The sequence below is a fragment of the Flavobacterium sp. CF136 genome (genome assembly GCF_000282055.1).
Classification (GTDB): Bacteria; Bacteroidota; Bacteroidia; order Flavobacteriales; family Flavobacteriaceae; genus Flavobacterium.
Genome location: NZ_AKJZ01000022.1, coordinates 52,834 through 77,072, shown reverse-complemented (window position 1 = coordinate 77,072; position 24,239 = coordinate 52,834). Strand labels below are relative to the sequence as shown.

Genomic DNA, 24,239 nt, shown 5'->3' with positions numbered 1-24,239 from the left:
AGACTAGCTGAAAACCACTAGGTTAATATAAATAATTAAAACTATAAAAAATGAAAAAAAGAATAAAAAATTATCTTGTTAGTGCGGCCCTATGTGTCGCTTTTATAGGAGTTTTTGCCTGTAGTGCAGACAAAGAGACACCGCAAAACCTAACAATAAAAGAATTATCTGTAAGTACAAATAAAATTGATTTTCAGAGCGTCGAAAGTAATGTTGACGTTACCGTTACAACAGGAGTGACAGCATGGTTGATGAATAGCTCTGACGCAAGTTGGGTAAAAATTAGTCAGGCAGCAGGAACTTCGGGCACAACAGTCGTTAAAGTTACTGCATTACAAAACACAACTACTCAATCAAGAACTGCAGTTATCACTTTAAGCTCAAATGAAGCGAAATCTGTTCAAATCACAGTTTCTCAGATTGGAATTGCAGGATCTACGGGGTTTCCTGATTATAATACAAGCCCTCTTGCCGCCGATGCCTCAGGTATGGGCAGTACTTCAGTACAATTGGCAGCAAAAATGAAATTAGGATGGAATATTGGTAACACTATGGAAGCAACAGGTGGTGAAACAGCCTGGGGAAATCCAAAGATTACAAAAGCATTGATTGATATGGTTAAAGCAAATGGTTTTAATGCAATTAGAATCCCATGCTCATGGAATCAATATGTAGAGAATTCTTCAACTGCAAAAATCAAAACTGAATGGTTAGACAGAGTAAAAGAAGTTGTGCAGTATTGTGTGGATAACGATATGTATGTAATCGTAAACATTCACTGGGACGGCGGATGGCTGGAAAAAAATATTACTGAAGCCAAGAAAGTAGAAACCAATGCAAAACAAAAAGCATTTTGGCAACAAATTGCGACACATTTACGTGGATTTGATGAGCATTTACTTTTTGCAAGTGCCAATGAACCTGATGTGGCTGACGCAACTCAAATGGCAGTTTTAACATCATATCACCAAACTTTTATCGATGCTGTTCGTTCTACAGGCGGTAAAAATGCATATCGTAATTTAATCATACAGGGGCCATCTACAGATATCGCTAAAACCAATACATTGATGACTACGCTTCCTACAGATAATATCGCAAACCGTATGATGGTTGAGGTTCACTTTTATCCTTATCAATTTACCCTGATGACTGAAGATGCTGACTGGGGTAAAGCGTTTTACTATTGGGGAGCAGGGAATCATTCAACTACCGATACTGCACACAATGCAACTTCGGGAGAAGAGACTGATTTAAGCAAACTTTTTTTATCAATGAAAACACAGTTTGTAGACAAAGGAATTCCGGTAATTTTAGGAGAGTTTGGTGCAATCAGACGTTCGAATTTAACAGGTGATGCATTGGCATTGCATTTAAAATCAAGAGCGGATTTTTACACATTTGTCGTAAAACAATCAAAAGCAAATGGTTTAGTTCCTTTTTACTGGGATGCAGGAAATTTAGGAGTAAATACGATGTCTTTATTTGACAGAAGCAATAATACTGTTTTTGATTCACAAGCATTGACCGGATTACAGGATGGTTTGAAATAAAAAGAATTTATGTGGCCTGCAGTTAGTTTTATACATTGAAATTTCGATACAAAGAGTAATCAATAAATTAACTGCAGATCCCATTTTATCTCAATTTTAGGTAATTTTTTTTTCAAAATACCAGAAGTTTTTAAGTCATTATTTCTTTTTCTTTTAGATTTGAAATAATGACTTTTACTGATTTTGGGACGAACTTTTGTTATTTTAATAGAATACAGAATACTATATTCAGTTGGAGTTAAGCTTTTTTCTGACTATAAAAGATTAATTATTTTAAGATCATACTTTATTAACATTTAACCACAAAAACCACAATTATGAAAAAAACACTTATGACTTATCAAATTACAGCTGTGCTGTGTTTGGTGTTATTAGGAAACTTATCCTGCAGCAATGATACATTGACTGAAGAAAAAACTGTAGCACAAAGTAGTGCAGAGGTACATGTATCTACTTCAAAATTACCTAACTATAATACAAATCCATTGCCGGCTGATCCCGCAGGCATGGGAAGTGATGCAAAAACTATTGCGTCCAAAATTAAAATAGGCTGGAATATTGGTAACACTTTGGAAGCTACCGGAGGTGAAACCGCCTGGGGAAACCCAAAAGTTACTAAAGCATTAATAGACTTAGTAAAAGCTAAAGGCTTTAATGCTGTACGTATTCCATGTTCATGGAACCAATATTTGGCTAATTCTACTACTGCACAAATAAAAGCAGACTGGCTTAGCAGAGTTAAAGAAGTAGTAAAATATTGCAATGATAACGGAATGTATTGTATTGTAAATGTTCATTGGGACGGCGGATGGCTGGAAAACAATGTTACAGTAGCAAAACAAGCTGAAAACAATGAAAAACAAAAAGCATTTTGGGAGCAAATAGCTACGAGCCTTAGAGATTTTAACGGACTACTACTTTTTGCAAGTGCCAATGAGCCTAATGTTGACAATGCAGAACAAATGGCTGTACTTAAATCGTATCACCAGACATTTATTGATGCAGTTCGCTCAACAGGAGGTAAAAATGCCTACAGAACATTAATAATTCAAGGACCGGGGACTGATATTACTAAAACAAACCAATTGATGAACTCTTTACCTACTGATAAATTAACAGGACGTATGATGGTAGAAGTACATTATTACGCACCTTGGCAATTTGCCGGTTTGACTCAGGATGAAAGTTGGGGCAAAATGTTTTATTATTGGGGAAATGGATTTAAATCGACAACAGATACCGGAAGAAATGCTACGTGGGGTGAAGAAGCTGCAGTAACAGCAGATTTTAAATTGATGAAAACTAAGTTTGTAGACAAAGGAATTCCTGTGATTTTAGGAGAATTTGGTGCACTGAGACGTTCTTCATTAACAGGAGATAATCTGACTAAACATTTAGCATCACGTGCTTATTATTTAAAATATGTAGTACAACAGGCTAAAGCTAATGGGTTGGTGCCTTTTTACTGGGATGAAGGTAGTATGACTAATAATGGTTTTGGAATTTTCAACAGAAGCAATAACACCGTTTTTGATACTCAGGCCCTTACAGCTTTGATAAGTGGTTTGAACTAACAGAGACTAAAAAATTGGATAAAGTCAATTCGTTAAGTCGATTTTAATATAGATTTGTAATCTTGCTGAAAGTAAGAAAGTCCTATTTTTTTATAATAAATTTAATCAGGCAAAAATATATCAATACAATTAATCTTCTTTAATTGTATGATATTTTGCTATTCATAACAATTTTTAAAATGAAAAAACAAATATTAATTTTCATTGTATTTTTTTCTTTTTTGGCAAATGCCAATGTCCGAATGCCTTTATTGTTTTCTGACGGAATGGTTTTGCAGCAAAATAAATCAATTCCGGTTTGGGGCTGGGCTGATGCCGGCGAAAAAGTAGAAATTCAATTTAATAAGCAAATTAAAACTGTCACCGCCGATAAAAACGGTAAATGGATGGTAAGTTTAAATGCTGAAAAAGCAGGTGGGCCTTTTGAGTTATCCATTACAGGGAAAAATAAAATTGTCATAAAAGATGTCCTGGTTGGGGAAGTCTGGATTTGCAGCGGACAATCAAACATGGAGTTCCAGGTTTATAAAACAATGAATTCTCAAGCAGAAATAAACGATTCTAATTATCCAATGATTCGTCATTTTGGAGTAGCTCAGGATTTAAGTGGTACTCCAAAAGATGATTTAAAAGCAGGAAAATGGGAAGCAAGCAGTAAAGAAACCGTTGGGAATTTTACTGCAGTTGGTTATTATTTCGCTAAAAAATTATATGCCGAATTAAAAATCCCAATCGGAATTATCAATACCTCTTGGGGCGGAACCTGTGTAGAAACCTGGACAAGCCGTGAAGCATTCGAGAAAAATGACGAATTCAAAGACATGATTGCCAATGTACCTTCGGTAAATATGGATGCCATTTTTGAAACGTACAAAAAATCACTTTTAGGGAACATACAAAAAATACAAGGTTTTGAAGTTACTATGGCCAACGAAAATCAATTTAAAGAATTTGATTTTAAAGATGCCAACTGGCCAGAAATAAAAGTACCCTCTCTTTGGGAAAATCAACAAATTGGAAATATTGATGGTATAGTGTGGATGCGAAAAACCGTTGTTTTATCAGCAGAGCAAGCCAAAAAAGAAGCCGTTTTATATTTGTCTAAAGTCGATGATGAAGATCAGACATATGTTAACGGAGTACAAGTAGGAACCAATACTATTTGGGAAGCAAAAAGAGTTTATAAAATTCCTGCTGGTGTTTTAAAAGAAGGAGCAAATGTAATTGCGGTTAAAATTACGGATTATTCCGGCGGCGGCGGTATTTACGGAGACCCTGCCGATTTGAAAATAGATTTTAAAGATTCAGCTGTCGCACTTGATGGGTTATGGAAATTTAATGTCGTACAAGTAAAGGTTTCAGTTTCACCTAATAGTTATCCGTCATTATTGTACAACGCCATGGTAAATCCGCTGGTTCCTTATGCGTTCGAAGGAGTTTTATGGTATCAGGGAGAAGCTAATGTGACCAGGGCTAATCAATACAAAAAAGCATTCCCTTTGATGATTACTGATTGGAGAACCAAATGGAACCAGGGTAATTTTCCTTTCTATTTTGTACAATTATCAACTTTTAATGAATTTAACGGAAACAGTAAAGTTGGCAGCCGTTGGGCAGAACTTCGCGAAGCACAAACCCAAACCTTAAAATTACCAAACACCGGAATGGCAGTAACGACCGATATCGGGAATGCAAAAGATATTCACCCGACAAACAAACAAGATGTTGGTTTGCGTTTGGCAGCTATTGCTTTAAATAATGTTTATGGTAAAAAAAGAGTGTATAGCGGACCAACTTTTAAGTCTCAGGAAGTAAAAGGAAACGAAATCATCCTGACTTTTAACAATATAGGAGCAGGATTAGCAGCCTCTGATAATTCAGAAAACGTAAAAGGATTCGAAATCGCAGGAGCAGACAAAGTTTTCCATTCCGCGAAAGCGATCATAAAAAATAATAAAATAATAGTTTCCAGTGCTGAGGTTCCAAATCCCGTTGCCGTTCATTATGGCTGGGCAGATGACGATACTGAAATCAATTTGTATAATAAAGAAAAATTCCCGGCATCTCCTTTCAGAACTGATAATTGGGAACTGATTACAGCATCAGAAAAATATAATATCAGTAAATAATATACAATTAGTAAAATTCCAGATGAATTAATTATGAAAAATATAATTCGAATATTTATAATTTCAATGTCGCTTGTTATCAATGCACAGCAACAAAACAGCCAGCAAAAGAACGGATCTTATAAAAATCCAATATTTGCAGGCGATTATCCTGATCCATCGATAATTAGAGATGGTGAGGATTATTATATTGTGCATTCTTCATTCAATTATTATCCTGGTTTACTAATTTGGACTTCTAAAGATTTAGTTAACTGGAAACCTGTAACTCATGCATTAAAAAAAAGCGTAGGTTCTGTATGGGCTCCGGATTTAGTTAAATACAACAACAAATTTTATATCTATTTCCCTGCTAATGAAACTAATTATGTAGTATGGGCAGATGCCATAAATGGCCCATGGAGTGATCCTATAGACTTAAAGGTTGGTAATATTGACCCCGGACATTTTGTTGATGATAAAGGAAATCGATTCCTTTATTTTAGCAATGGAGGTTATGTGCCATTGTCTAAAGATGGTTTAGCTGTGGTTGGCGATATAAAGCATAGTTATGATGGTTGGAAAATACCAAATGAATGGTCGATTGAATGTTTTTGTATGGAAGGACCAAAAGTTTTAAAATATAAAGATTATTATTATCTGACAGTTGCCGAAGGAGGTACCGCGGGGCCAGCAACAAGCCACATGGTAGTATCTGCAAGATCAAAGTCGCCTTTGGGGCCATGGGAAAATTCACCTTATAATCCCATTATCAGAACAAATGACAGTTCTGAAAAATGGTGGTCAAAAGGTCACGCGACTGTGATTGATGATACTAAAGGAAATTGGTGGATGGTTTTTCATGGTTATGAAAATGGTTATTACAATATGGGACGTCAGACACTTTTACAACCTGTAGAATGGGCAGCTGATGGCTGGTTTAAAATAAAATCAGGTACTAAAACAGAAGATGTACTCAAGAAACCTGCAGGTCAGGTTGTTAAAAGTAATTTTAGTATTTCTGATACTTTTTCAGCTATGGAGCTTCAGCCTCAATGGCAGTTTTATAATCAATATGATGCAGACAGGATTCAATTTTCTAAAAATGGATTAAAAATTAAAGGGAAAGGCAATAATATCGGTGAAAGTTCTCCATTATTGTGCAGTGCTTCCGATCATTCGTATTCTGCTGAAGTTGAAGTAGAAATTGAAGGCAATGTATCTGCAGGGCTTATCCTGTTTTATGACGAAAAAATTTATACGGGAATTGCGGCTGATAAAGAAAATATTTCTGCCATACTCAGAACGTGGCAGTTTCCAACTCAAAAAGGAGTAAATAAAAGGCATTTATTTCTTCGTTTAGAAAAGAAAGAGCAAATCGTTAATATGTTTTACAGCATTGACGGGAAAGATTGGTTAAAAATTGAAAATTCTGCAGAAGTATCATCATTCAATCATAATGTATTGGGTGGTTTTATGAGTTTAAAGCTTGGTCTTTCTGCTGTTGGAGAAGGCTCTGTGACGTTCAGGAATTTTGTTTATAGTCCAAAATAAATAATATCTTTGGGCGTGACCGCATTTACAAAAGGCGCTATTTAACAAACTGCTTATTGCGTGCCTTTTGTAAATACGGTCGGGCTATCCACGCTACTTTGGTAGCTGGTTTCAAACGAAGTTCACTGAACTCCTATGAAAATTAAGGTATAGTGAAGTAATCCCTCATGCGGTAAACACACAGTTTATGGGAGAACCAAAATAAATAACAAAAACATCAAATCATGCAGTCAAATTCATTTTATAAACTACTTGTATTTTTCACCTTTGTCCTCTTTTTCGGAAAAATCACAGCCCAATCCAATCATATTCTTTGGTATGATAAACCGGCAGAATTTTTTGAAGAAAGTTTGGTTCTGGGAAATGGCAAGTTAGGCGCAACCGTTTTTGGAGGCGTTAATTCAGATAAAATCTATCTGAACGATGCCACACTTTGGTCAGGGGAACCCGTAAATGCCAATATGAATCCTGAAGCATACAAAAACATTCCGGCGGTTCGTGAAGCACTCAAAAACGAAAATTACAAACTGGCTGAAGAATTAAATAAAAAAATACAGGGTAAAAACTCCGAATCTTTTGCGCCTTTAGGGACATTAGAAATAAATAATTCTGAAAAAGGGAAAGCAGTAAATTATCATCGGGAACTGGATATTTCGAATGCGGTATCAAAAGTGAGTTACGAAATGGCCGGCATAAAATATACTCGTGAATATTTTGTCTCAGCTCCAGATCAAATTATGATAATCAAATTGACAAGTGATCAAAAAGGAGCTTTAAATTTTGATATTAATTTAAAGAGTTTACTGAAATCAAATGTTGAAGTGAGGAATAACATTTTGGTAATGACAGGTTCAGCACCAATTCATGAAAATGCCGGATATGCTGTTTTACCAAAATATTTGGATATAAAAGAAAGAGGAACAAGATTTACCACTTTAATCCAAATTAAAAAAACGGACGGGAAAATTACAAATTCCAGAGAATCTTTAACCTTAAAAGATGCGACAGAAGCAATTATTTATGTTTCTGTTGCAACAAGCTTTAATGGTTTTGACAAAAATCCCGCAACTGAAGGTTTAGACGATGTAGCAATTGCATTGCAAAATATGAACAAGGCATTTGCAAAATCATTCGATAAATTAAAGCAATCTCACATTACCGATTATCAGAAATTTTATAATCGTGTCAGTTTGGATTTAGGAAAAACAACAGCTTCAAATCTGCCAACAGATGAACGCTTATTGCGTTACGCTGACGGAAATGAAGATAAAAACTTAGAAATTCTGTATTTCCAATATGGCCGCTATTTGCTTATTAGCAGTTCAAGAACTCTGGGTGTTCCTGCTAATTTGCAAGGTATTTGGAATCCGTATTTGAATCCGCCATGGAGCAGTAATTATACAATGAACATTAATCTGGAAGAAAATTACTGGCTGGCAGAAAATACTAATCTCTCTGAAATGCATTTGCCTCTTTTGAGTTTTATAAAAAATCTTTCAATTACCGGAAAAATAACGGCAAAGACTTTTTATGGAGTTGATAAAGGCTGGGCGGCAGGACATAATTCAGATATTTGGGCGATGACCAATCCGGTAGGGCAATTTGGTAAAGAAGAACCTATGTGGGCATGCTGGCCAATGGCTGGTGCCTGGCTGAGTACACACATTTGGGAACATTATGTTTTTACACAGGATAAAGAATACTTAAAAAAAGAAGGTTATCCGTTGATGAAAGGGGCAGCCGAATTTTGTTTGGGTTGGATGGTAACTGATAAAAACGGAAATTTAATTACATCGCCATCAACTTCACCTGAAAATCAATACATAGCTCCCGATGGTTTTGTCGGCGCAACAATGTATGGAGGAACAGCAGATTTGGCGATGATTAGGGAATGTTTTGATAAGACGATAAAAGCATCAAAAGTTCTAAATATTGATGCTGATTTCAGAGCAAAATTAGAAACAGCACTTTCGAAATTGCATCCCTATCAAATTGGTAAAAAAGGCAATTTGCAAGAGTGGTATCACGATTGGGAAGATAAAGATCCAAAACACCGTCATCAATCACAATTATTCGGACTTTTTCCCGGCAATCATATCACACCATTAAAAACCCCTGATTTGGCCGAAGCTTCCAGAAAAACTTTGGAAATAAAAGGAGATCAGACAACAGGCTGGTCAAAAGGCTGGCGTATTAATCTTTGGGCAAGACTTTGGGACGGAAACCATGCTTATAAAATGTTTAGAGAATTGCTTCAGTACGTTGATCCGGACGGAAAGAAAACGGAGAAGCCAAGAAGAGGCGGAGGAACCTATCCTAACTTATTTGATGCGCATCCGCCATTTCAAATTGATGGAAACTTTGGAGGAGCCGCAGCAGTAGCAGAAATGTTAGTACAATCTGACGAAAACGAAATCAGATTACTCCCGGCTTTACCCGACGCATGGGAAAGCGGATCCGTAAAAGGAATCTGCGCCAGAGGCGGGTTTGAAATCGCAATGGAATGGAATAATAAAACGCTGAATAAAGTTGTCGTGTCTTCTAAAAAAGGAGGAAAAACAATTTTGGTTTACGGCGATACAAAACGCGAAATCACTTTGAAAAAAGGAGAGAAAAAAGAAATAAACTGGTAAAAATAAAAACAGAGGTATTATGAAAATTAATACCTCTGTTTTTTTATAAACCAACTCATTAGCAAAACAATAGGGTTCATAATTGTAAAGCAATCTAATTTTATTTAACTTTGAAGAATAATACTTATAATTATGGCTTACAATCCAACAACAGTAGCTAATTATTTCATAGAGAAATACTCCAAAACCGGAGATCTTACCCCTATGAAAATAATTAAACTAACTTATATTGCTTACGGCTGGTATTTAGCCCTGACAGATAAAAAAGAAAGACTAATCGATGAAAATCCGATTGCCTGGGATTTTGGTCCTGTTTTTCCTTCTTTGTATTACAGTATAAAGCAATACAAGAAAGAAAAAATTACTGAAAAGATTCCAAATACTACTAAGAATGAAAAAATTAAAAGTGAAGATGAAAAGTTTTTAGACAGAATATGGGAACTTTACGGAAGGTTTGATGGTATATATTTAAGTGCTTTAACACATATTGAAGGCACTCCCTGGAATAAAGTGTATCGCAAGGATTCCAATGCGGTTATTTCTGACGATGATATTTATGAGCATTATAAAACTAAATTAAAACCAATTTCTTAAAAGATGTCGGCAGCCCTCAATCTAAGTCGTATTTCTATTGAAAATAATGCGTCAATAACACCCCAGGATATTTCGAATGCCCGTGCGCAAAATCAAATCCTTGAAGACAGGTTGGGGAGCGCTAAAATTGGCAGGTTCTTAGAAGATACAAAACTAAGAAGATACCTTACGTATATTTTTTCTTTTATCATTTTTCTTTGGCTGGCAGCAGTCATCTCGATTTTATATTTCAATGACAATGTATTGCATCTGAATCTTTCAGAAAATGTATTAATTACATTATTGACAACTTCATCAGTAAATGTGATAGGGATGATGCTTATTATTCTGAAAAACTTATTTCCGCAACCAATCAATAAAGCGGAATAAACAGTAAGAACTAATCTATTGTGTAATTCAGAAAATGTCAGGCCGAGTCCTTTCGGTTCCTCAAGATAAACTCCAGGAGAAGCCTTTCGGACTAAAAGCCTTCGACTCCGCTCAGGATGACATGGTATTTATAAGTTATTCTTTTTCAGAAGGTTTAACTGGTTTTTCAGCACTTGCTTTTTTTAAACTTTCATATCCTTTTTCAATCGAAGGATAAACAAAAGCAGCTACTTTCTTAATCGGATTGTAAAATATAGATTTGTCCAAGGTTTCTTTTTTGGCAAAAATATTGTTGAAATTTATTTTTTCAAAAAGAGCAATCACTATACTTAAAATCAGGATCGTTTTCAGAACCCTGAAAAATCCGCCGCCTAATTTATTAACCCAGCCTAAAAATGCAAAATCCGCAATTCCGGTTAAGATTTTTGCTAAAAAATAAACACCAATAACCACTAGAATAAATACCAAAATAAAAGCCACTACCTGAATCGTATTAGGATTCCAGGAAACATGTTTCATGATGATTTCTTTCATGAACGATGAGAATTTTATGGCTAAATAAATTCCCAATAATAACGAGACAAAAGAAGCTATTTCTACAAAAAGACCATTTTTAACACCTTTGTATAGACTAAAAGCTAAAAGTGCACCCAAAATTATATCTAAAAAACTCATATTTTCTGTTGTTTTATTGAGGCGCAAATATAAAAGAATTATCAGGGATATGTTCTCAAATTTGAACTCCGTATCTTTGTAAGCTAAATTTTATGGTTTTTGAATTTATAATTCATAATTCATAATTCACAATTATTAGAAATGTCCAGAGATACACAACTTAAAGAGCGCTGGGAAAAGCTCGTCGATATATTATCCAATCAGTTTTCACAAGGAGAAGACCTGGATTTGGATGCCATAATTTACCTTATTGGAGTTCAGGAACTTGGGAAAGTACACCGTGAATTCAAAAAAGATGAAAAACTGAACTTAATGCATATTGCTATTTGCCGATTATTAGAGCCTTACGGGTTTTATGAATTTGAATATTTTGATGATGAAGGCTGGCCGCATTACAAAGTAAAAGAAGAATTACCGCCTTTAAAAGCAGGTGAACAATCTGTTTTGATGAAAGAAGCAATTGTAAATTATTTTGTAGAAAGAGAACTTATTGAATAAATTTAGATTTTAGAGTAAAGATTTTAGATTTGAGATTGAAAATATAACAGAAGTTTCTAAATACTTCTCTTATCTCACATCTAAAGTCTTACTTTTTTGCTTAAATTTGTTCCCTCAATTATGGAAGGAAAATGATAGACAAGATAAAACAGCATATAGAGGAAGCTAAAGCCTTTAATGAGAAAAATAAAGAATCTTTAGAGCAATTCCGTGTTAAATATTTAGGTAGTAAAGGGTTGTTAAAAGAGCTTTTTACAGAGTTTAAAAATATTCCAAACGATCAGAAAAAAGACTTTGGACAAGTAATAAATACTTTAAAAGCTGTTGCTGAAGAAAAAGTAAGAATTATTCAGGAAGAGCTGGAAAGTAAAGAAGAAGTTAAAAGTTTATTTGGAGATTTAACACGTGCGCCGGAACCTGTAATTATTGGTTCCCGTCATCCTATTTCGATTGTTAAAAATCAAATTATAGATATTTTTGCCAATATTGGCTTTAATGTTTCCGAAGGTCCGGAAATCGAAGACGACTGGCATAATTTTACTGCCTTAAACCTGCCGGAATATCATCCGGCACGTGATATGCAGGATACATTTTTCATTCAGACGAATCCTGATGTGTTATTGCGTACGCATACATCATCTGTTCAGGTGCGTTATATGGAAAATCATAAACCGCCGATCCGTACCATTTCTCCGGGACGTGTTTTTCGTAATGAAGCTATTTCGTCACGTTCACACTGTATTTTCCATCAGGTGGAAGGATTGTACATTGACAAAGACGTTTCGTTTGCAGATTTAAAGCAAACACTGCTTTATTTTACTAAAGAAATGTTCGGAAAATCTAAAATCCGTTTACGTCCGTCCTATTTTCCTTTTACGGAACCAAGTGCCGAAATTGATATTTACTGGGGCCTAAAAACCGAAACAGATTACCGTATCACAAAAGGAACCGGCTGGTTAGAAATTGGAGGTTGCGGAATGGTAGATCCAAATGTGCTTAAAAACTGTGATATCAATCCTGATGAATACAACGGTTTTGCTTTCGGAATGGGAGTAGAGCGTATCGCAATGTTGTTGTATCAAATTGGTGATATCCGTATGTTTTATGAAAACGATGTTCGTTTCTTAGAACAATTCAAAGCTAATATATAAGTTACAATTTTAGATTTTAGATTAATTTCTGAATATTGATTTATCTCATAATATAATAAACCTTTGTTGAAGTTCAGACTTTGACAAAGGTTTTAAAGTTTAATAAAAATGAAAGCAGATATAACAATCCCCGAAGTAGAAAACGTATTTTTAGCAGCCGTTCAGGAATGGAGTGACGATTTTATGGAAAAAGTATGGTATGCTTATCTCGTAAATGACAGCGATTTTAATTTAGACAGTGTTATGGTTGTTTCAAAAGCATTTGGAACCATAGATGGAGAAATGAAAAAAACTTCCGTTTTGCGTCATGCATTTGTTGAGGTTCCTGCTGTTTCAGTAGTAAAAATCGAAATGATCGAAAAAAGTCTTTTGGTTTTGAATAACGAATTTATGGTAACTTTCTTCATCGGAAATACTTTATACGACAAGAAATTTATCTTTAGATCAAATTTGATCAACGAAAATAATACCGAAGAAGTGCCGATTCTTTTTGTAGAAGGAATTATGGTAAAATAGTTTAAAAATTTACTGGTTGTGTAATTGTTAAAGTCGTCAGTTCGAGTGTTTTTTGAGTAGAGAAACGAAACAGAAAATGTATCGAGAACTTTTATGAAACCAAGTTTTCCCGATACATTTTTGGCTAATAAAACTTGTTTTTTCAATACCAATCTTATAGCCAAAAAACACTCGAAGTGACGTCATGTAGTTAATTTCAAGTTCTCACAAAACTGACAATAAAACAAGACAAAGAAGAGATTTTTAAAAAGTATAAATCTTCTCAGGTGTCACACAATAATCAAGTTTTACATCCGATTCAAAAACGTCATCAATTTGGTTTACAGCTTCAAAAAAGGACAGGCCAATTTTGATTGTTTCCGGTTTGCATTCTGCTAAAAATTTATCATAAAAACCTTTTCCATAGCCAATACGATTTCCAAAAATATCAAAAGCCAAAAGCGGCACAAAAACGACCTCAATAGTTTCAGAAGGAACTGATAATCCGTTTAAAGGTTCCGGGATATTGTATTCGTTTTTCTTGATTTTGGTATTGTCTGTCAATAAAAAATGATTCATTATTCGGGTTTCAAAATCACTTTTAGAAACTACAATTTCTTTATCTTTTCCGGAGAGAAGGTGCAGGATAAATTCGGTATTTACTTCCTTCTGCTCTTCAATAGGAAGAAAAACATGGTAATATGTTTTATTCCAAATAGATAGTTTAAGCAAATTATTGGCTATAGCGAGACTTTTTTCTTCTATAAGATCAGAGCTCAGTTCTTTACGAAGATTTTTATAATGTAATCGTAATTCTTTTTTACTCGTCGGCATTTTCGTTTTCTGTACTGGTTTTAGACATATGATAGATGGCATCACCTTCGTATACAATCGGAGAATGATTGGCGTTGATAATAAATCCGTCGTGTGGTGCTTTTACTTTTTGTTCAAATTTACCAAACGGATCTGTAATGATTGCCAAAATGGTGCCTTTGGTTACAAATCTTCCAATCAAATTAAAATCATGCAATAAACCGGAACATTTTGCCCGAAGCCAAACCGAATTTTTGATATAAATAGAAGGATTGTCATCTCGCTCTACAATTTGTTTTGGATCAAGCATATTCAAATAATGAAGCAGGCGTTTTACACCTTTTACTCCAACATTTGCAATTTCGTTGTTTATGTCTAATGATTTTCCGCCTTCAAAAAGCAGCATTTTTACATTGGCTTTTTCCGAAGTATTTCTAAAAGAACCGTTGATATTTTTGGAATATAAAGTGAATGGCGCATTAAAAACATCTGCCAAAATTTTTAATTCCGGATTGTGTTCCGTGATTCTGATCTGCGGGGCATTGAATCGGCTTGCACCGCCAGCATGAAAATCGACTGCATAATCTATAATGGGCAAAATATGTTCTACAATATTATAAGCAAAACGACTTGCCAGCGAACCTTTTTTACTTCCCGGGAAAACACGATTTAAATCACGTCCGTCGGGAAACTCACGAGACTTATTTACAAAACCGTACATGTTAATAACCGGAATGCAAATAATGGTTCCGATCGTTGGGCGATTAATCTTTTTGCTTATCAGCTGACGGACAATTTCGACACCGTTAATTTCGTCTCCGTGAATTCCGGCAGAGAATAAAACTATCGGTCCTTCAAATTTTGATCGGCGGACAATAACCGGAATATTAAGCTTTGTTGTGGTATGCAGCCTCGCAATTTCAACGTTTATGGTTTTGTGTTCTCCCGGCAAAATCGATTCGCCAAAAATAACTAAGGGGATACTGTTTTTCATGTAAAAATAAAAGCTAAATATAGAAATTATATTTTAAATGTAAATCTTTGAATTTAACACTTAAAGCTTTTAATGTTGATGAAAGGGAAATTGGCAGAGGCCGCTTAAATGTTTCTGTTAAAAAAGGCGATGCCTAATATGTAGATTTCCCTTTTGATGAAAGAACCCGTTTATTACAAACAAAATACCTTACGATCAAATAAAAATACATTTTTAAAAAGAGTCTTTTTCCGACTGAAAAGAGACTCTTTTTTTTCGAAGAAACTCAAAAGAATTATATAATTTAAACTCAAAAGTTTAAATTTGTCTTATGCAAACTCCACTCGAACTTCAAATCCAAACTTTACCCGACAATCCCGGGGTATATCAGTATTACGATAAAGACGGAAAGATTTTATATGTTGGGAAAGCCAAAAATTTAAAGAAAAGAGTATCCTCATACTTTAATAAAATTCATGATACGGCAAAAACGAATGTATTGGTAAAGAAAATTATTACTATCAAACACATTGTCGTTCCTACCGAAACCGATGCGCTTTTATTAGAGAATAATTTAATCAAAACATTGCAGCCACGTTATAATGTGCTGCTTCGCGATGATAAAAGTTATCCCTGGATTTGTATCAAAAAAGAACCTTTCTCCAGAATATTTTCAACCAGAAGAATGGTGAAAGACGGTTCTGAATATTTTGGTCCGTATACCAGTTTCAAAACGGTACATACTATTTTGGATCTGATTAAAGAATTATATCCGCTGAGAACATGTAACTATGATTTGAGTGAATCAAATATTAATTTGGGTAAATTCAAGGTTTGTTTAGAATATCATATTGGTAATTGCAAGGGACCTTGTGAAGGTTTGGAACCATTAGAAGATTACCAAAGACAGGTTGATGCCATTCGTGAAATCCTGAAAGGGAATTTCAAAGAAAGCATGAAAGACTTTAAGCGGTTAATGACACAATATGCACAGAATTTACGTTTTGAAGAGGCCCAAAAAATAAAAGAAAAAATAGAAGTTCTTGAAAATTATCAATCAAGATCAACCATCGTAAATCCAAAGATTACTAATATAGATGTGTTTTCGATTGTCTCCGATGAAAGTGCCGCTTATGTAAACTTTTTGCAAATTTCGCACGGATCAATAATACGTTCACATACTTTAGAAATTAAGAAAAAACTGGACGAAACTGATCAAGAGTTGCTTGAACTGGCGATTGTTGAACTAAGGGAACGTTTTAAGCTGTTATCAAAAGAAATTATTGTTCCGTTTGAGATTGATCTGGGTGAAAATATCAAAGTTACAGTTCCGCAATTAGGAGACAAGAAGCAAATTTTGGATTTATCGATTAGAAATGCAAAATTCTATCGCATTGAGCAACTGAAACAATTGCAGATTGTAGATCCGGACCGTCATACTAACCGTATTATGGCACAAATGCAAAAAGACCTGCGATTGCCTGTCGAGCCACGTCACATCGAATGTTTTGATAATTCAAACATACAAGGAACCAATCCTGTGGCGGCCTGCGTGGTTTTTAAGGATGGTAAGGCAAGCAAAAAGGATTATCGTCATTTTAATGTGAAAACTGTTGAAGGCCCTGATGATTTTGCTTCGATGACTGAAATTGTTTACAGACGTTATAAAAGGTTACTGGATGAAAATGAGCCATTACCCCAATTGATTATTATAGATGGAGGAAAAGGACAACTATCAGCCGCCCTGAAAAGTATCGATGAATTAGGATTGCGTGGTAAAATTGCTATTATCGGAATTGCAAAACGTCTCGAAGAGCTGTTTTATCCCGGTGATTCGATTCCGTTGTATCTGGATAAAAAATCAGAAACGTTAAAAGTGATTCAGCAATTACGAAACGAAGCTCACCGATTCGGAATCACTTTTCATCGTGATAAACGAAGCAAAGCAGCCCTTAATTCATCTGTAGAAAGCATTCCCGGAATTGGCGAAAAAACAATGCTCACGTTAATACAACATTTCAAAAGTGTTAAAAGATTAAAGTTGGCTTCAGAAAAAGAGATTTCTGATGTGGTAGGCATATCAAAAGCCAAAAAAATTGTCGACTTTTACAAAACAAATTAGTTTTTATTTTTATGTGCCTAATCCAGCTGTCCATTTCAAATACTCGGTCAAAACGATTTTTTTCTACTCCAAAAAAAGGAGCTTCTATGGTCGCTCTTTTTTCGCAGGAAAAAATATCGTTTTGTCTCTCGCAGTTTTCCATTTCCATCCGGGGCATGCAGTTGGTTCTTTTTATGCTTCTGTTTTTTAATTCACAAAACTCTTTTTCACAGGAAAATGAAAAAAAAGTAACCCAGGACAGTATTATAAAAAGACCAAAAATAGGATTGGTTTTAAGCGGTGGGGGAGCAAAAGGATTTGCACATATTGGTGTTTTAAAGGTAATTGAACAGGCAGGAATAAAAATAGATTATATTGGAGGAACCAGCATGGGAGCTGTAGTTGGCGGACTTTATGCTTCAGGTTACAATGCTTCTCAAATCGATTCGATATTCACAAGAACCAATTTTGATGAATTAATAAACGATTATATTCCAAGGGCCTCCAAGAATTTTTACGGCAAAAAAAATGATGAGTTGTATGCTTTGGTTCTGCCTTTCAGTAATTTCAGGATCGGAATTCCCGAGGCACTCTCAAAAGGAATGTATAATTATAATTTATTGAGCAGCCTTACGCGTAATGTGAGACATGTCAGGGATTTTAATCAGCTTCCAACACCCTTTTTATGTATTGGTACCAACATTGAAACAGGAGAAGAGGTTTTGCTTAACAAAGGTAATTTGGCGCAGGCCATGATTGCCAGTGCTGCTTTTCCATCCTTATTTTCACCAGTTGAAGTTGATGGTAAATTACTTGTAGATGGCGGCGTAGTTAATAATTATCCAATAAAAGAAGTCCGTGATTTAGGAGCTGATATTATCATTGGGGTCGATGTACAGGATGATTTGCTCGATCGTAAAAATCTTAAAAATGCTACCCGGATATTAGTTCAGATAACGAATCTTCAGTCTATCGAAAAAATGAAGAAAAAAGTAAAAGACACCAATGTTTACATAAAACCGGATATTAGCAACTATGGAGTAATTTCATTTGACAAAGGAGCAGAAATCATTCGTAGAGGTGAAGATGCTGCGTTTGGGGTTTACGAAAAAATAAAGGCACTTACTGACGAAGATAATTTTTATAAAAAGCCAAAATTAAAAATTGGTTCTGACACACTTTATATTAAAAATATAAACAATGAAAAATTAGAAAATTTCACAAAAGAATATATCAACGGTAAGCTTCGTTTTAAACCCGAAAGCACCATTACATATGATGATCTGAAAACAGGAATAAACAATATAAATGCTACTCAGAACTTTAGCGCCATATCTTATTGTTTACAGCCCAACGAAGGTAAAGATGATCTTGATTTAGTATTAAAAGAAAACCCGACACAAACGTATTTAAAACTGGGTTTGCATTATGACGGACTTTATAAAAGTGCTGTTTTGATAAATCTTACACATAAAAAAACATTCCTAAAAAATGATAATACATCATTGGATATTATTTTAGGAGATAATTTCAGATATGATTTAAATTATTATGTAGAAAACGGATTTAATATCAGTTTTGGTTTTCGTTCCAGATTAAATCAGTTCAATCGAAATATTTCTGATGCTATTTCTGAGAATATTAGCAGTACGCCATCACAAGATCCAAATATCAACTTAATCAACGTTGACTTTATGGATATTTCGAATCAGGTTTATTTTCAGACCATATTTGTTCAGAAGTTTTTAATGGGCGGTGGTATAGATTATGAATATTTAAAAATAAAATCACCAACTCTTGCCAATATAGACCCTGTTATCGATAAAAGCGATTACTTAAGTCTTTTTGGGTATCTGAAATATGATTCTTACGATAGTAAAAACTTTCCTAATTCAGGAGTGTTTTTTTCATCAGATATTAAAAGTTATCTGACTTCTTCCGATTATACTAATACTTTTGAGCCATTTACGACCATGAAAGCCGAAATTGGTTTTGTTAGAACATTCTTTAAAAAAGCAACATTTAAATTCGAATCTCAGGCAGGGGCGACAATCGGAAATAAAAGCATAAACTTTTTTAATTACGTTTTAGGAGGTTACGGTTATAATAAAATAAACAACTTCGATTATTTTTACGGCTATGATTTTTTAAGTATTGCGGGTAACAGTTACATTAAATCCGGTGTTGTTTTGGATTATGAAATCCTTAGAAAAAACCATGTTAACTTTTCGGCTAATTATGCTAATCTTGGTAATGATATTTTTAGCACAGTCGATTGGATACAAATGCCTAAATATTCCGGTTATGCCGTAGGTTATGGCTTAGAAACTATTATTGGTCCTATAGAAGTAAAATATTCATGGTCGCCGGAAAACCCAAAAGGGTATACATGGTTTAGTATCGGATTTTTGTTTTAATTTGTAATTTAACTCAATAAAAATTACGATATTTGTTGTAATGAAAACAAAATGGACAGGTTTATTAGAATATCTTCAATTCCTCATCAAGAGAAATCCTGAGTAAGCTATCGAATTGAGATGATTAGTCATTCTTAGAAATGAGCTGATTATCTGTTCACACAATTCACAATTTTCGAATTATCTAATTTACAAATTATCTAATTGAAAAGCCATGCCATTATATCACAAACTCGGAAACTTTCCGCAAAAACGACACACTCAGTTCGAAAAACCTGACGGAGGTTTTTATTACGAACAATTGTTTGGTACCGAAGGTTTTCACGGACATTCATCATTGTCATATCATGTTCACAGACCCACTCAGGTTAAAGAAATTTTAAAGTCATATTCCGTAGAACCCAAAATTGCAATCGGGAAAAATATAAAATCATTATTACTTAAAGGTTTTGAATTAAAACCGGAGAATGACTTTTTAGAAAGCCGAAAACCCATGTTGGTCAACAAAGACTGTATTATTGGTTTGGCAGCACCTAAAGAATCGCTTCGAAATTACTTCTACAAAAATGCCGATGCTGATGAAATGCTTTTCATCCATAAAGGAAAAGGAAAATTAAGAACCATGTTGGGGAATATCCCTTTTGAATATGGCGATTATCTAATTATCCCTCGCGGTATTATTTATCAAATCGAATTTGAGACTACAGAAAACAGACTGTTTTATGTCGAATCTTATTCCCCTTTTTATACTCCAAAACGTTATAAAAACCAATCAGGTCAGCATTTAGAACATTCGCCATTTTGCGAACGCGATTTTATTCTGCCGAATGAATTGGAAACACATGACGAAAAAGGCGATTTTTTAATTAAAATCAAAAAAGAAGGTATGATTCATGAAGTGGTTTACGCCACACATCCTTTTGATGTTGTGGGTTGGGACGGTTACAATTTTCCGTATGGATTCTCGATTCATAATTTCGAACCTATAACCGGACGTGTACATCAACCGCCTCCGGTACATCAAACTTTCGAAACGGCAACTTTTGTCGTTTGCTCATTCTGCCCGAGACTTTACGATTATCATCCAAAAGCAATTCCGGCGCCATACAATCACAGCAATATCGATTCTGATGAAGTTTTGTATTATGTTGATGGCGATTTTATGAGCCGCAATAATATCGAGCAGGGACATATCACTTTACACCCAAAAGGAATTCCACATGGTCCCGCACCAGGCGCAATGGAACGTAGTATTGGCCATAAAGAAACTCAGGAATTAGCCGTTATGGTGGATACTTTCAGACCGCTTATGGTTACGGAAGAAGCAATGGGATTAGATGATGGTCAGTATTACAAATCCTGGACGGAGTAGTCATTGCGAGGCACGAAGCAATCTCATTTACAATATAATTAGAAGCTATTCCTGCTGTACACTGTATCTTTTATGGAGAACCCCGCCACAAAAGGATGCCGTTTTCATAAGGGCTAGAAATCAAAATTCAAAACAACATTTCGGATCATCAAATAAACGATTAGCCGATTAAACAAATAAACACAATGAGTAAAGAAATAAAATCAGTAGAATACGGATTAGAAAAAATCTTCGAAGGAGCACAGGATTTCCTTCCATTATTAGGAACCGATTATGTAGAATTCTACGTAGGAAACGCAAAACAATCGGCACATTATTATAAAACGGCTTTCGGATATCAATCATTGGCATATGCCGGGTTAGAAACCGGAGTAAAAGATAAGGCATCTTATGTTTTAAAACAGGACAAAATCAGAATTGTTCTGACAACGCCATTAACGCAGGATTCTCCAATAAATGAACATCTGAAAAAACATGGCGACGGTGTAAAAGTTGCAGCACTTTGGGTAGAAGATGCCAGAAGCGCTTACGAAGAAACCATGAAACGCGGTGCCCGTTCTTTTATGGAGCCAACTGTCGAAAAAGATGAATTTGGAGAAGTAATTCGCTCCGGAATTTATACTTATGGTGAAACAGTTCACATTTTTGTAGAAAGAAAAAACTACAACGGTGTTTTCTTACCGGGTTACAGAGAATGGAAGTCCGATTACAACCCGGAACCAACCGGATTGAAATATATCGATCACATGGTTGGAAATGTGGGTTGGAACGAAATGAATATTTGGGTAAAATTCTATGAAGACGTTATGGGCTTTGTAAATTTCTTATCTTTTGATGACAAACAAATCAATACAGAATATTCGGCTTTGATGAGTAAAGTAATGTCTAACGGAAACGGAAGAATTAAATTTCCAATCAACGAACCGGCTGAAGGAAAGAAAAAATCCCAGATAGAAGAATATTTAGATTTCTATGGCGGACCAGGAATTCAGCACATCGCTATTGCAACAGATGATATTATTAAAACAGTTTCAGAACTAAAAGCCAGAGGGGTCGAATTTTTATCTGCTCCACCTCATACTTATTATCAGGCAATACCTGAAAGATTAGGTGTTCATATGGATGTAATGAAAGAAGATTTAAACGAAATTGAAAAATTAGCCATCATGGTTGATGCTGATGAGGATGGTTACTTATTACAGATATTTACTAAGCCGGTTCAGGACAGACCAACACTTTTTTTCGAAATTATCCAGAGAATGGGGGCAAAAGGATTCGGTGCAGGCAACTTTAAAGCACTTTTTGAGTCGATTGAGAGAGAGCAGGAATTGAGAGGAACATTGTAAAATTGTTTAAATTTTATGATATGTAGAGAAATTCTCTGAAAAATGATGGTTTTTATGCAAATGTTTTGTTAAACTAACTCTTTTGTATTTCTTTTTTGCACTTTCTGTATATCTTTGCACTCGCAAATCAAGAAGGGGTGGTTTCCTTCTGAATTGATATAAATTTTCATAATTTATAGTTTTTTGGTTAGTTAATAGCATAAAAACTCAGTCATTATTTGACTGAGTTTTTTTGTTTTGGTACATTTGGAATAAAATTTGCGTTTATGAGCTAATAAACAGACAGATATTATGAAAAAAATTATTCTCTATATACTCATTCTCTCCACATTCAGTTTCGATAGTTTCAAAGAAGATTCTTTTGATGTTGGAGAATATATAAAATTCAGGATTCATTATGGTATTGTAAATGCCGGTTATGCAACTCTCGAAGTCAAAGATGCTACCATAAATAACAAAAAAGTATATCATGCAGTGGGTAAAGGTTACACGACCGGGATGTCCAGATTTTTCTTTAAAGTCGAAGACTTATACGAAAGTTATTTTGATAAAGAAACCGGGGAACCATATCGATACGTTCGAAAAATAAATGAAGGAGGATATACCAAAAATCAGGAAGGGTTTTTTAATCCGAAAGAAAACAGGATTTTAGTAAAAGACTATAAACATAAATCTGAAAAAACAATTGTTCTCACAGAAAATGTTCAGGATATCCTTTCCTCATTTTACTATTTGAGAAATCATCCTAATATTGACAAACTTCAACCAGGCGAAGCAATTACGATTGATATGTTTTTTGACGAGGAAATCACAAAATTTAAGTTAAAATATATAGGGCGTCAAGATATTACAACTAAATTTGGCACCGTTTCTACAATGGTTTTTAAACCTTTAGTACAAACCGGACGGGTTTTCAAAGAGAAAGAGAGTTTAACGCTTTGGATAACAGCTGATGATAACAAAGTTCCGGTTAGAATAAAAGCAGAATTAGCGGTTGGTTCGCTTAAAGCTGATATTGATGAATTCAAAGGATTGAAAAGTCCACTTAAAGTAAAAAAATAATGAATACCACAGATAATTCTGAATCAATACTAAAAGAAATTGATCTTAAATTTAAAGCTATAAATCAAAAAACGGAGGTGCAGCTTGAAGGTTTACTTTGGTCAAAACCAATAACGTATTGGGATTATATACAAACCGATGCGCTTTTAAATTTGCAGATTCAGCGTACCACACTTCCTGACGAAATGGTATTTATTATGTATCATCAGGTAAATGAATTGATTTTTAAAATGATTCTGTGGGAAATCGATCAAATTGCCGATACTGAGGATATTCAAACCGATTTTTTTAGTGAAAGACTTTCAAGAATTACCCGTTATTTTGATATGCTGACCAATTCTTTCAGTATTATGGAGAACGGAATGGAGGTAGACCAATATATGAAATTCAGAAATACCTTAACTCCTGCGAGTGGTTTTCAAAGCGCACAATACAGATTAATTGAATTTGCTTCGACAGATGTTATTAATCTGACAGACAGAAGGTATAAAGCTGATTTTGACGAAAATACTGATTTAGAAACAAGTTTTGAGCACTTATACTGGCAGGCTGCCGGAAAAGATTATCAAACAGGTCAGAAATCGTATTTACTGCAAGAATTTGAAAAGAAATACAAAGGTCAGTTCTTACGACAAATGTCAGATTTTAAGACTAAAAATATTTGGCAAAAATTCACGCAATTACCGGAACAGGACCAGCAAAACCCTGACTTAATTATAGCTATGCGTCATTACGATTATACGGTAAATATTACCTGGGTAATGCAGCACTTAAATACGGCCATAAAATATATTCTGGAAAGTGGAAAAGGAAATGGTGAAGCAACGGGTGGAAGTGATTGGCAAAAATATATGCATCCAAAATACCAAAGACGCATCTTTTTTCCTAAATTGTGGACCGAAGAAGAATTGTCCAATTGGGGAAACGAAACCACCGTTTAATTTTCCAGTA

General features: G+C 34.7%; 19 protein-coding genes. 16 read left to right on the top strand and 3 right to left on the bottom strand.

The features are described 5' to 3' along the window. The first annotated feature begins 50 nt into the window (after positions 1-50). The 7 genes from PMI10_RS09665 to PMI10_RS09635 all read left to right on the top strand — a co-directional run bounded on the left by PMI10_RS09665 (position 51) and on the right by PMI10_RS09635 (position 10,385). On the top strand, positions 51-1,553 hold the full coding sequence (locus tag PMI10_RS09665; protein WP_007807175.1) for a cellulase family glycosylhydrolase: 1,503 nt from the start codon (positions 51-53) through the stop codon (positions 1,551-1,553). Between the two features lie 317 nt (positions 1,554-1,870). Beyond that, complete coding sequence (locus PMI10_RS09660; protein WP_007807172.1) at positions 1,871-3,127, top strand: glycoside hydrolase family 5 protein; 1,257 nt, start codon at positions 1,871-1,873, stop codon at positions 3,125-3,127. A 179-nt stretch (positions 3,128-3,306) separates the two neighbouring features. Further along, positions 3,307-5,256 carry a sialate O-acetylesterase gene (locus PMI10_RS09655; protein WP_007807170.1) on the top strand — a complete coding sequence of 650 codons (1,950 nt, stop codon included), beginning with the start codon at positions 3,307-3,309 and terminating at the stop codon, positions 5,254-5,256. Positions 5,257-5,289: 33 nt separating this feature from the next. Further along, the gene (locus PMI10_RS09650) at positions 5,290-6,789 is read left to right on the top strand and encodes a family 43 glycosylhydrolase (RefSeq protein ID WP_035631651.1); all 1,500 of its coding nucleotides are present in this window, start codon (positions 5,290-5,292) and stop codon (positions 6,787-6,789) included. Between the two features lie 224 nt (positions 6,790-7,013). Next, the gene (locus tag PMI10_RS09645) at positions 7,014-9,422 is read left to right on the top strand and encodes a glycoside hydrolase family 95 protein (RefSeq protein ID WP_007807167.1); all 2,409 of its coding nucleotides are present in this window, start codon (positions 7,014-7,016) and stop codon (positions 9,420-9,422) included. 132 nt (positions 9,423-9,554) lie between these two features. After that, on the top strand, positions 9,555-10,016 hold the full coding sequence (locus PMI10_RS09640; RefSeq protein WP_007807164.1) for a Panacea domain-containing protein: 462 nt from the start codon (positions 9,555-9,557) through the stop codon (positions 10,014-10,016). A gap of 3 nt (positions 10,017-10,019) precedes the next feature. Beyond that, positions 10,020-10,385, top strand: a complete 366-nt coding sequence (locus PMI10_RS09635) for a hypothetical protein (protein WP_007807162.1) — start codon at positions 10,020-10,022, stop codon at positions 10,383-10,385. 135 nt (positions 10,386-10,520) lie between these two features. Here the strand turns inward: PMI10_RS09635 and PMI10_RS09630 are convergent, their stop codons facing one another. Continuing rightward, positions 10,521-11,060: a CvpA family protein gene (locus PMI10_RS09630; protein WP_007807158.1), complete on the bottom strand. Its 540-nt coding sequence runs from the start codon at positions 11,058-11,060 to the stop codon at positions 10,521-10,523. Between the two features lie 141 nt (positions 11,061-11,201). On the opposite strand from PMI10_RS09630, the gene PMI10_RS09625 reads away from it, so the two are divergent. The 3 genes from PMI10_RS09625 to PMI10_RS09615 all read left to right on the top strand — a co-directional run bounded on the left by PMI10_RS09625 (position 11,202) and on the right by PMI10_RS09615 (position 13,225). Beyond that, positions 11,202-11,558, top strand: coding sequence for a hypothetical protein (locus PMI10_RS09625; protein WP_007807156.1), 357 nt, complete (start codon positions 11,202-11,204; stop codon positions 11,556-11,558). A 131-nt stretch (positions 11,559-11,689) separates the two neighbouring features. Then, positions 11,690-12,709: a phenylalanine--tRNA ligase subunit alpha gene (pheS, locus tag PMI10_RS09620; RefSeq protein WP_007807154.1), complete on the top strand. Its 1,020-nt coding sequence runs from the start codon at positions 11,690-11,692 to the stop codon at positions 12,707-12,709. A gap of 108 nt (positions 12,710-12,817) precedes the next feature. Further along, positions 12,818-13,225 (top strand): hypothetical protein, encoded by a 408-nt coding sequence (locus tag PMI10_RS09615; protein ID WP_007807152.1) that lies wholly within the window; start codon positions 12,818-12,820, stop codon positions 13,223-13,225. Between the two features lie 243 nt (positions 13,226-13,468). Here PMI10_RS09615 and PMI10_RS09610 read toward each other — a convergent pair whose 3' ends face one another. Both PMI10_RS09610 and PMI10_RS09605 read right to left on the bottom strand, forming a co-directional pair. Further along, positions 13,469-14,038, bottom strand: coding sequence for a 5-formyltetrahydrofolate cyclo-ligase (locus tag PMI10_RS09610; protein ID WP_007807150.1), 570 nt, complete (start codon positions 14,036-14,038; stop codon positions 13,469-13,471). Next, complete coding sequence (locus PMI10_RS09605) at positions 14,025-15,011, bottom strand: succinylglutamate desuccinylase/aspartoacylase family protein (RefSeq protein ID WP_007807148.1); 987 nt, start codon at positions 15,009-15,011, stop codon at positions 14,025-14,027. The genes PMI10_RS09610 and PMI10_RS09605 overlap by 14 nt, the downstream gene beginning before the upstream one ends. A 310-nt stretch (positions 15,012-15,321) precedes the next feature. On the opposite strand from PMI10_RS09605, the gene uvrC reads away from it, so the two are divergent. The 6 genes from uvrC (at position 15,322) to PMI10_RS09575 (ending at position 24,229) form a co-directional block, all read left to right on the top strand. Continuing rightward, positions 15,322-17,112: an excinuclease ABC subunit UvrC gene (gene uvrC / locus PMI10_RS09600; protein WP_007807146.1), complete on the top strand. Its 1,791-nt coding sequence runs from the start codon at positions 15,322-15,324 to the stop codon at positions 17,110-17,112. 86 nt (positions 17,113-17,198) lie between these two features. Beyond that, positions 17,199-19,508: a patatin-like phospholipase family protein gene (locus tag PMI10_RS09595; RefSeq protein WP_007807144.1), complete on the top strand. Its 2,310-nt coding sequence runs from the start codon at positions 17,199-17,201 to the stop codon at positions 19,506-19,508. A gap of 214 nt (positions 19,509-19,722) precedes the next feature. Beyond that, positions 19,723-20,880 (top strand): homogentisate 1,2-dioxygenase, encoded by a 1,158-nt coding sequence (locus PMI10_RS09590; protein ID WP_007807142.1) that lies wholly within the window; start codon positions 19,723-19,725, stop codon positions 20,878-20,880. Positions 20,881-21,065: 185 nt separating this feature from the next. Beyond that, positions 21,066-22,226, top strand: coding sequence for a 4-hydroxyphenylpyruvate dioxygenase (hppD, locus tag PMI10_RS09585; protein WP_007807141.1), 1,161 nt, complete (start codon positions 21,066-21,068; stop codon positions 22,224-22,226). A 291-nt stretch (positions 22,227-22,517) separates the two neighbouring features. Beyond that, a complete protein-coding gene (locus PMI10_RS09580) occupies positions 22,518-23,288 on the top strand; it encodes a DUF3108 domain-containing protein (RefSeq protein ID WP_007807140.1) in 771 nt (256 codons plus the stop codon). Next, positions 23,288-24,229, top strand: a complete 942-nt coding sequence (locus PMI10_RS09575; protein ID WP_007807139.1) for a tryptophan 2,3-dioxygenase family protein — start codon at positions 23,288-23,290, stop codon at positions 24,227-24,229. Before PMI10_RS09580 ends, PMI10_RS09575 begins: the two co-directional genes overlap by 1 nt. The last annotated feature ends 10 nt before the right edge of the window (positions 24,230-24,239 follow it).

What these genes read in the sequence shown, in the direction of transcription:
- PMI10_RS09665 (WP_007807175.1), top strand. Translation starts at nt 51, where the DNA reads ATGAAAAAAAGAATAAAAAATTATCTTGTTAGTGCGGCCCTATGTGTC.
- PMI10_RS09660 (WP_007807172.1), top strand. Translation starts at nt 1,871, where the DNA reads ATGAAAAAAACACTTATGACTTATCAAATTACAGCTGTGCTGTGTTTG.
- PMI10_RS09655 (WP_007807170.1), top strand. Translation starts at nt 3,307, where the DNA reads ATGAAAAAACAAATATTAATTTTCATTGTATTTTTTTCTTTTTTGGCA.
- PMI10_RS09650 (WP_035631651.1), top strand. Translation starts at nt 5,290, where the DNA reads ATGAAAAATATAATTCGAATATTTATAATTTCAATGTCGCTTGTTATC.
- PMI10_RS09645 (WP_007807167.1), top strand. Translation starts at nt 7,014, where the DNA reads ATGCAGTCAAATTCATTTTATAAACTACTTGTATTTTTCACCTTTGTC.
- PMI10_RS09640 (WP_007807164.1), top strand. Translation starts at nt 9,555, where the DNA reads ATGGCTTACAATCCAACAACAGTAGCTAATTATTTCATAGAGAAATAC.
- PMI10_RS09635 (WP_007807162.1), top strand. Translation starts at nt 10,020, where the DNA reads ATGTCGGCAGCCCTCAATCTAAGTCGTATTTCTATTGAAAATAATGCG.
- PMI10_RS09630 (WP_007807158.1), bottom strand. Translation starts at nt 11,060, where the DNA reads ATGAGTTTTTTAGATATAATTTTGGGTGCACTTTTAGCTTTTAGTCTA.
- PMI10_RS09625 (WP_007807156.1), top strand. Translation starts at nt 11,202, where the DNA reads ATGTCCAGAGATACACAACTTAAAGAGCGCTGGGAAAAGCTCGTCGAT.
- pheS (WP_007807154.1), top strand. Translation starts at nt 11,690, where the DNA reads ATGATAGACAAGATAAAACAGCATATAGAGGAAGCTAAAGCCTTTAAT.
- PMI10_RS09615 (WP_007807152.1), top strand. Translation starts at nt 12,818, where the DNA reads ATGAAAGCAGATATAACAATCCCCGAAGTAGAAAACGTATTTTTAGCA.
- PMI10_RS09610 (WP_007807150.1), bottom strand. Translation starts at nt 14,038, where the DNA reads ATGCCGACGAGTAAAAAAGAATTACGATTACATTATAAAAATCTTCGT.
- PMI10_RS09605 (WP_007807148.1), bottom strand. Translation starts at nt 15,011, where the DNA reads ATGAAAAACAGTATCCCCTTAGTTATTTTTGGCGAATCGATTTTGCCG.
- uvrC (WP_007807146.1), top strand. Translation starts at nt 15,322, where the DNA reads ATGCAAACTCCACTCGAACTTCAAATCCAAACTTTACCCGACAATCCC.
- PMI10_RS09595 (WP_007807144.1), top strand. Translation starts at nt 17,199, where the DNA reads ATGGTCGCTCTTTTTTCGCAGGAAAAAATATCGTTTTGTCTCTCGCAG.
- PMI10_RS09590 (WP_007807142.1), top strand. Translation starts at nt 19,723, where the DNA reads ATGCCATTATATCACAAACTCGGAAACTTTCCGCAAAAACGACACACT.
- hppD (WP_007807141.1), top strand. Translation starts at nt 21,066, where the DNA reads ATGAGTAAAGAAATAAAATCAGTAGAATACGGATTAGAAAAAATCTTC.
- PMI10_RS09580 (WP_007807140.1), top strand. Translation starts at nt 22,518, where the DNA reads ATGAAAAAAATTATTCTCTATATACTCATTCTCTCCACATTCAGTTTC.
- PMI10_RS09575 (WP_007807139.1), top strand. Translation starts at nt 23,288, where the DNA reads ATGAATACCACAGATAATTCTGAATCAATACTAAAAGAAATTGATCTT.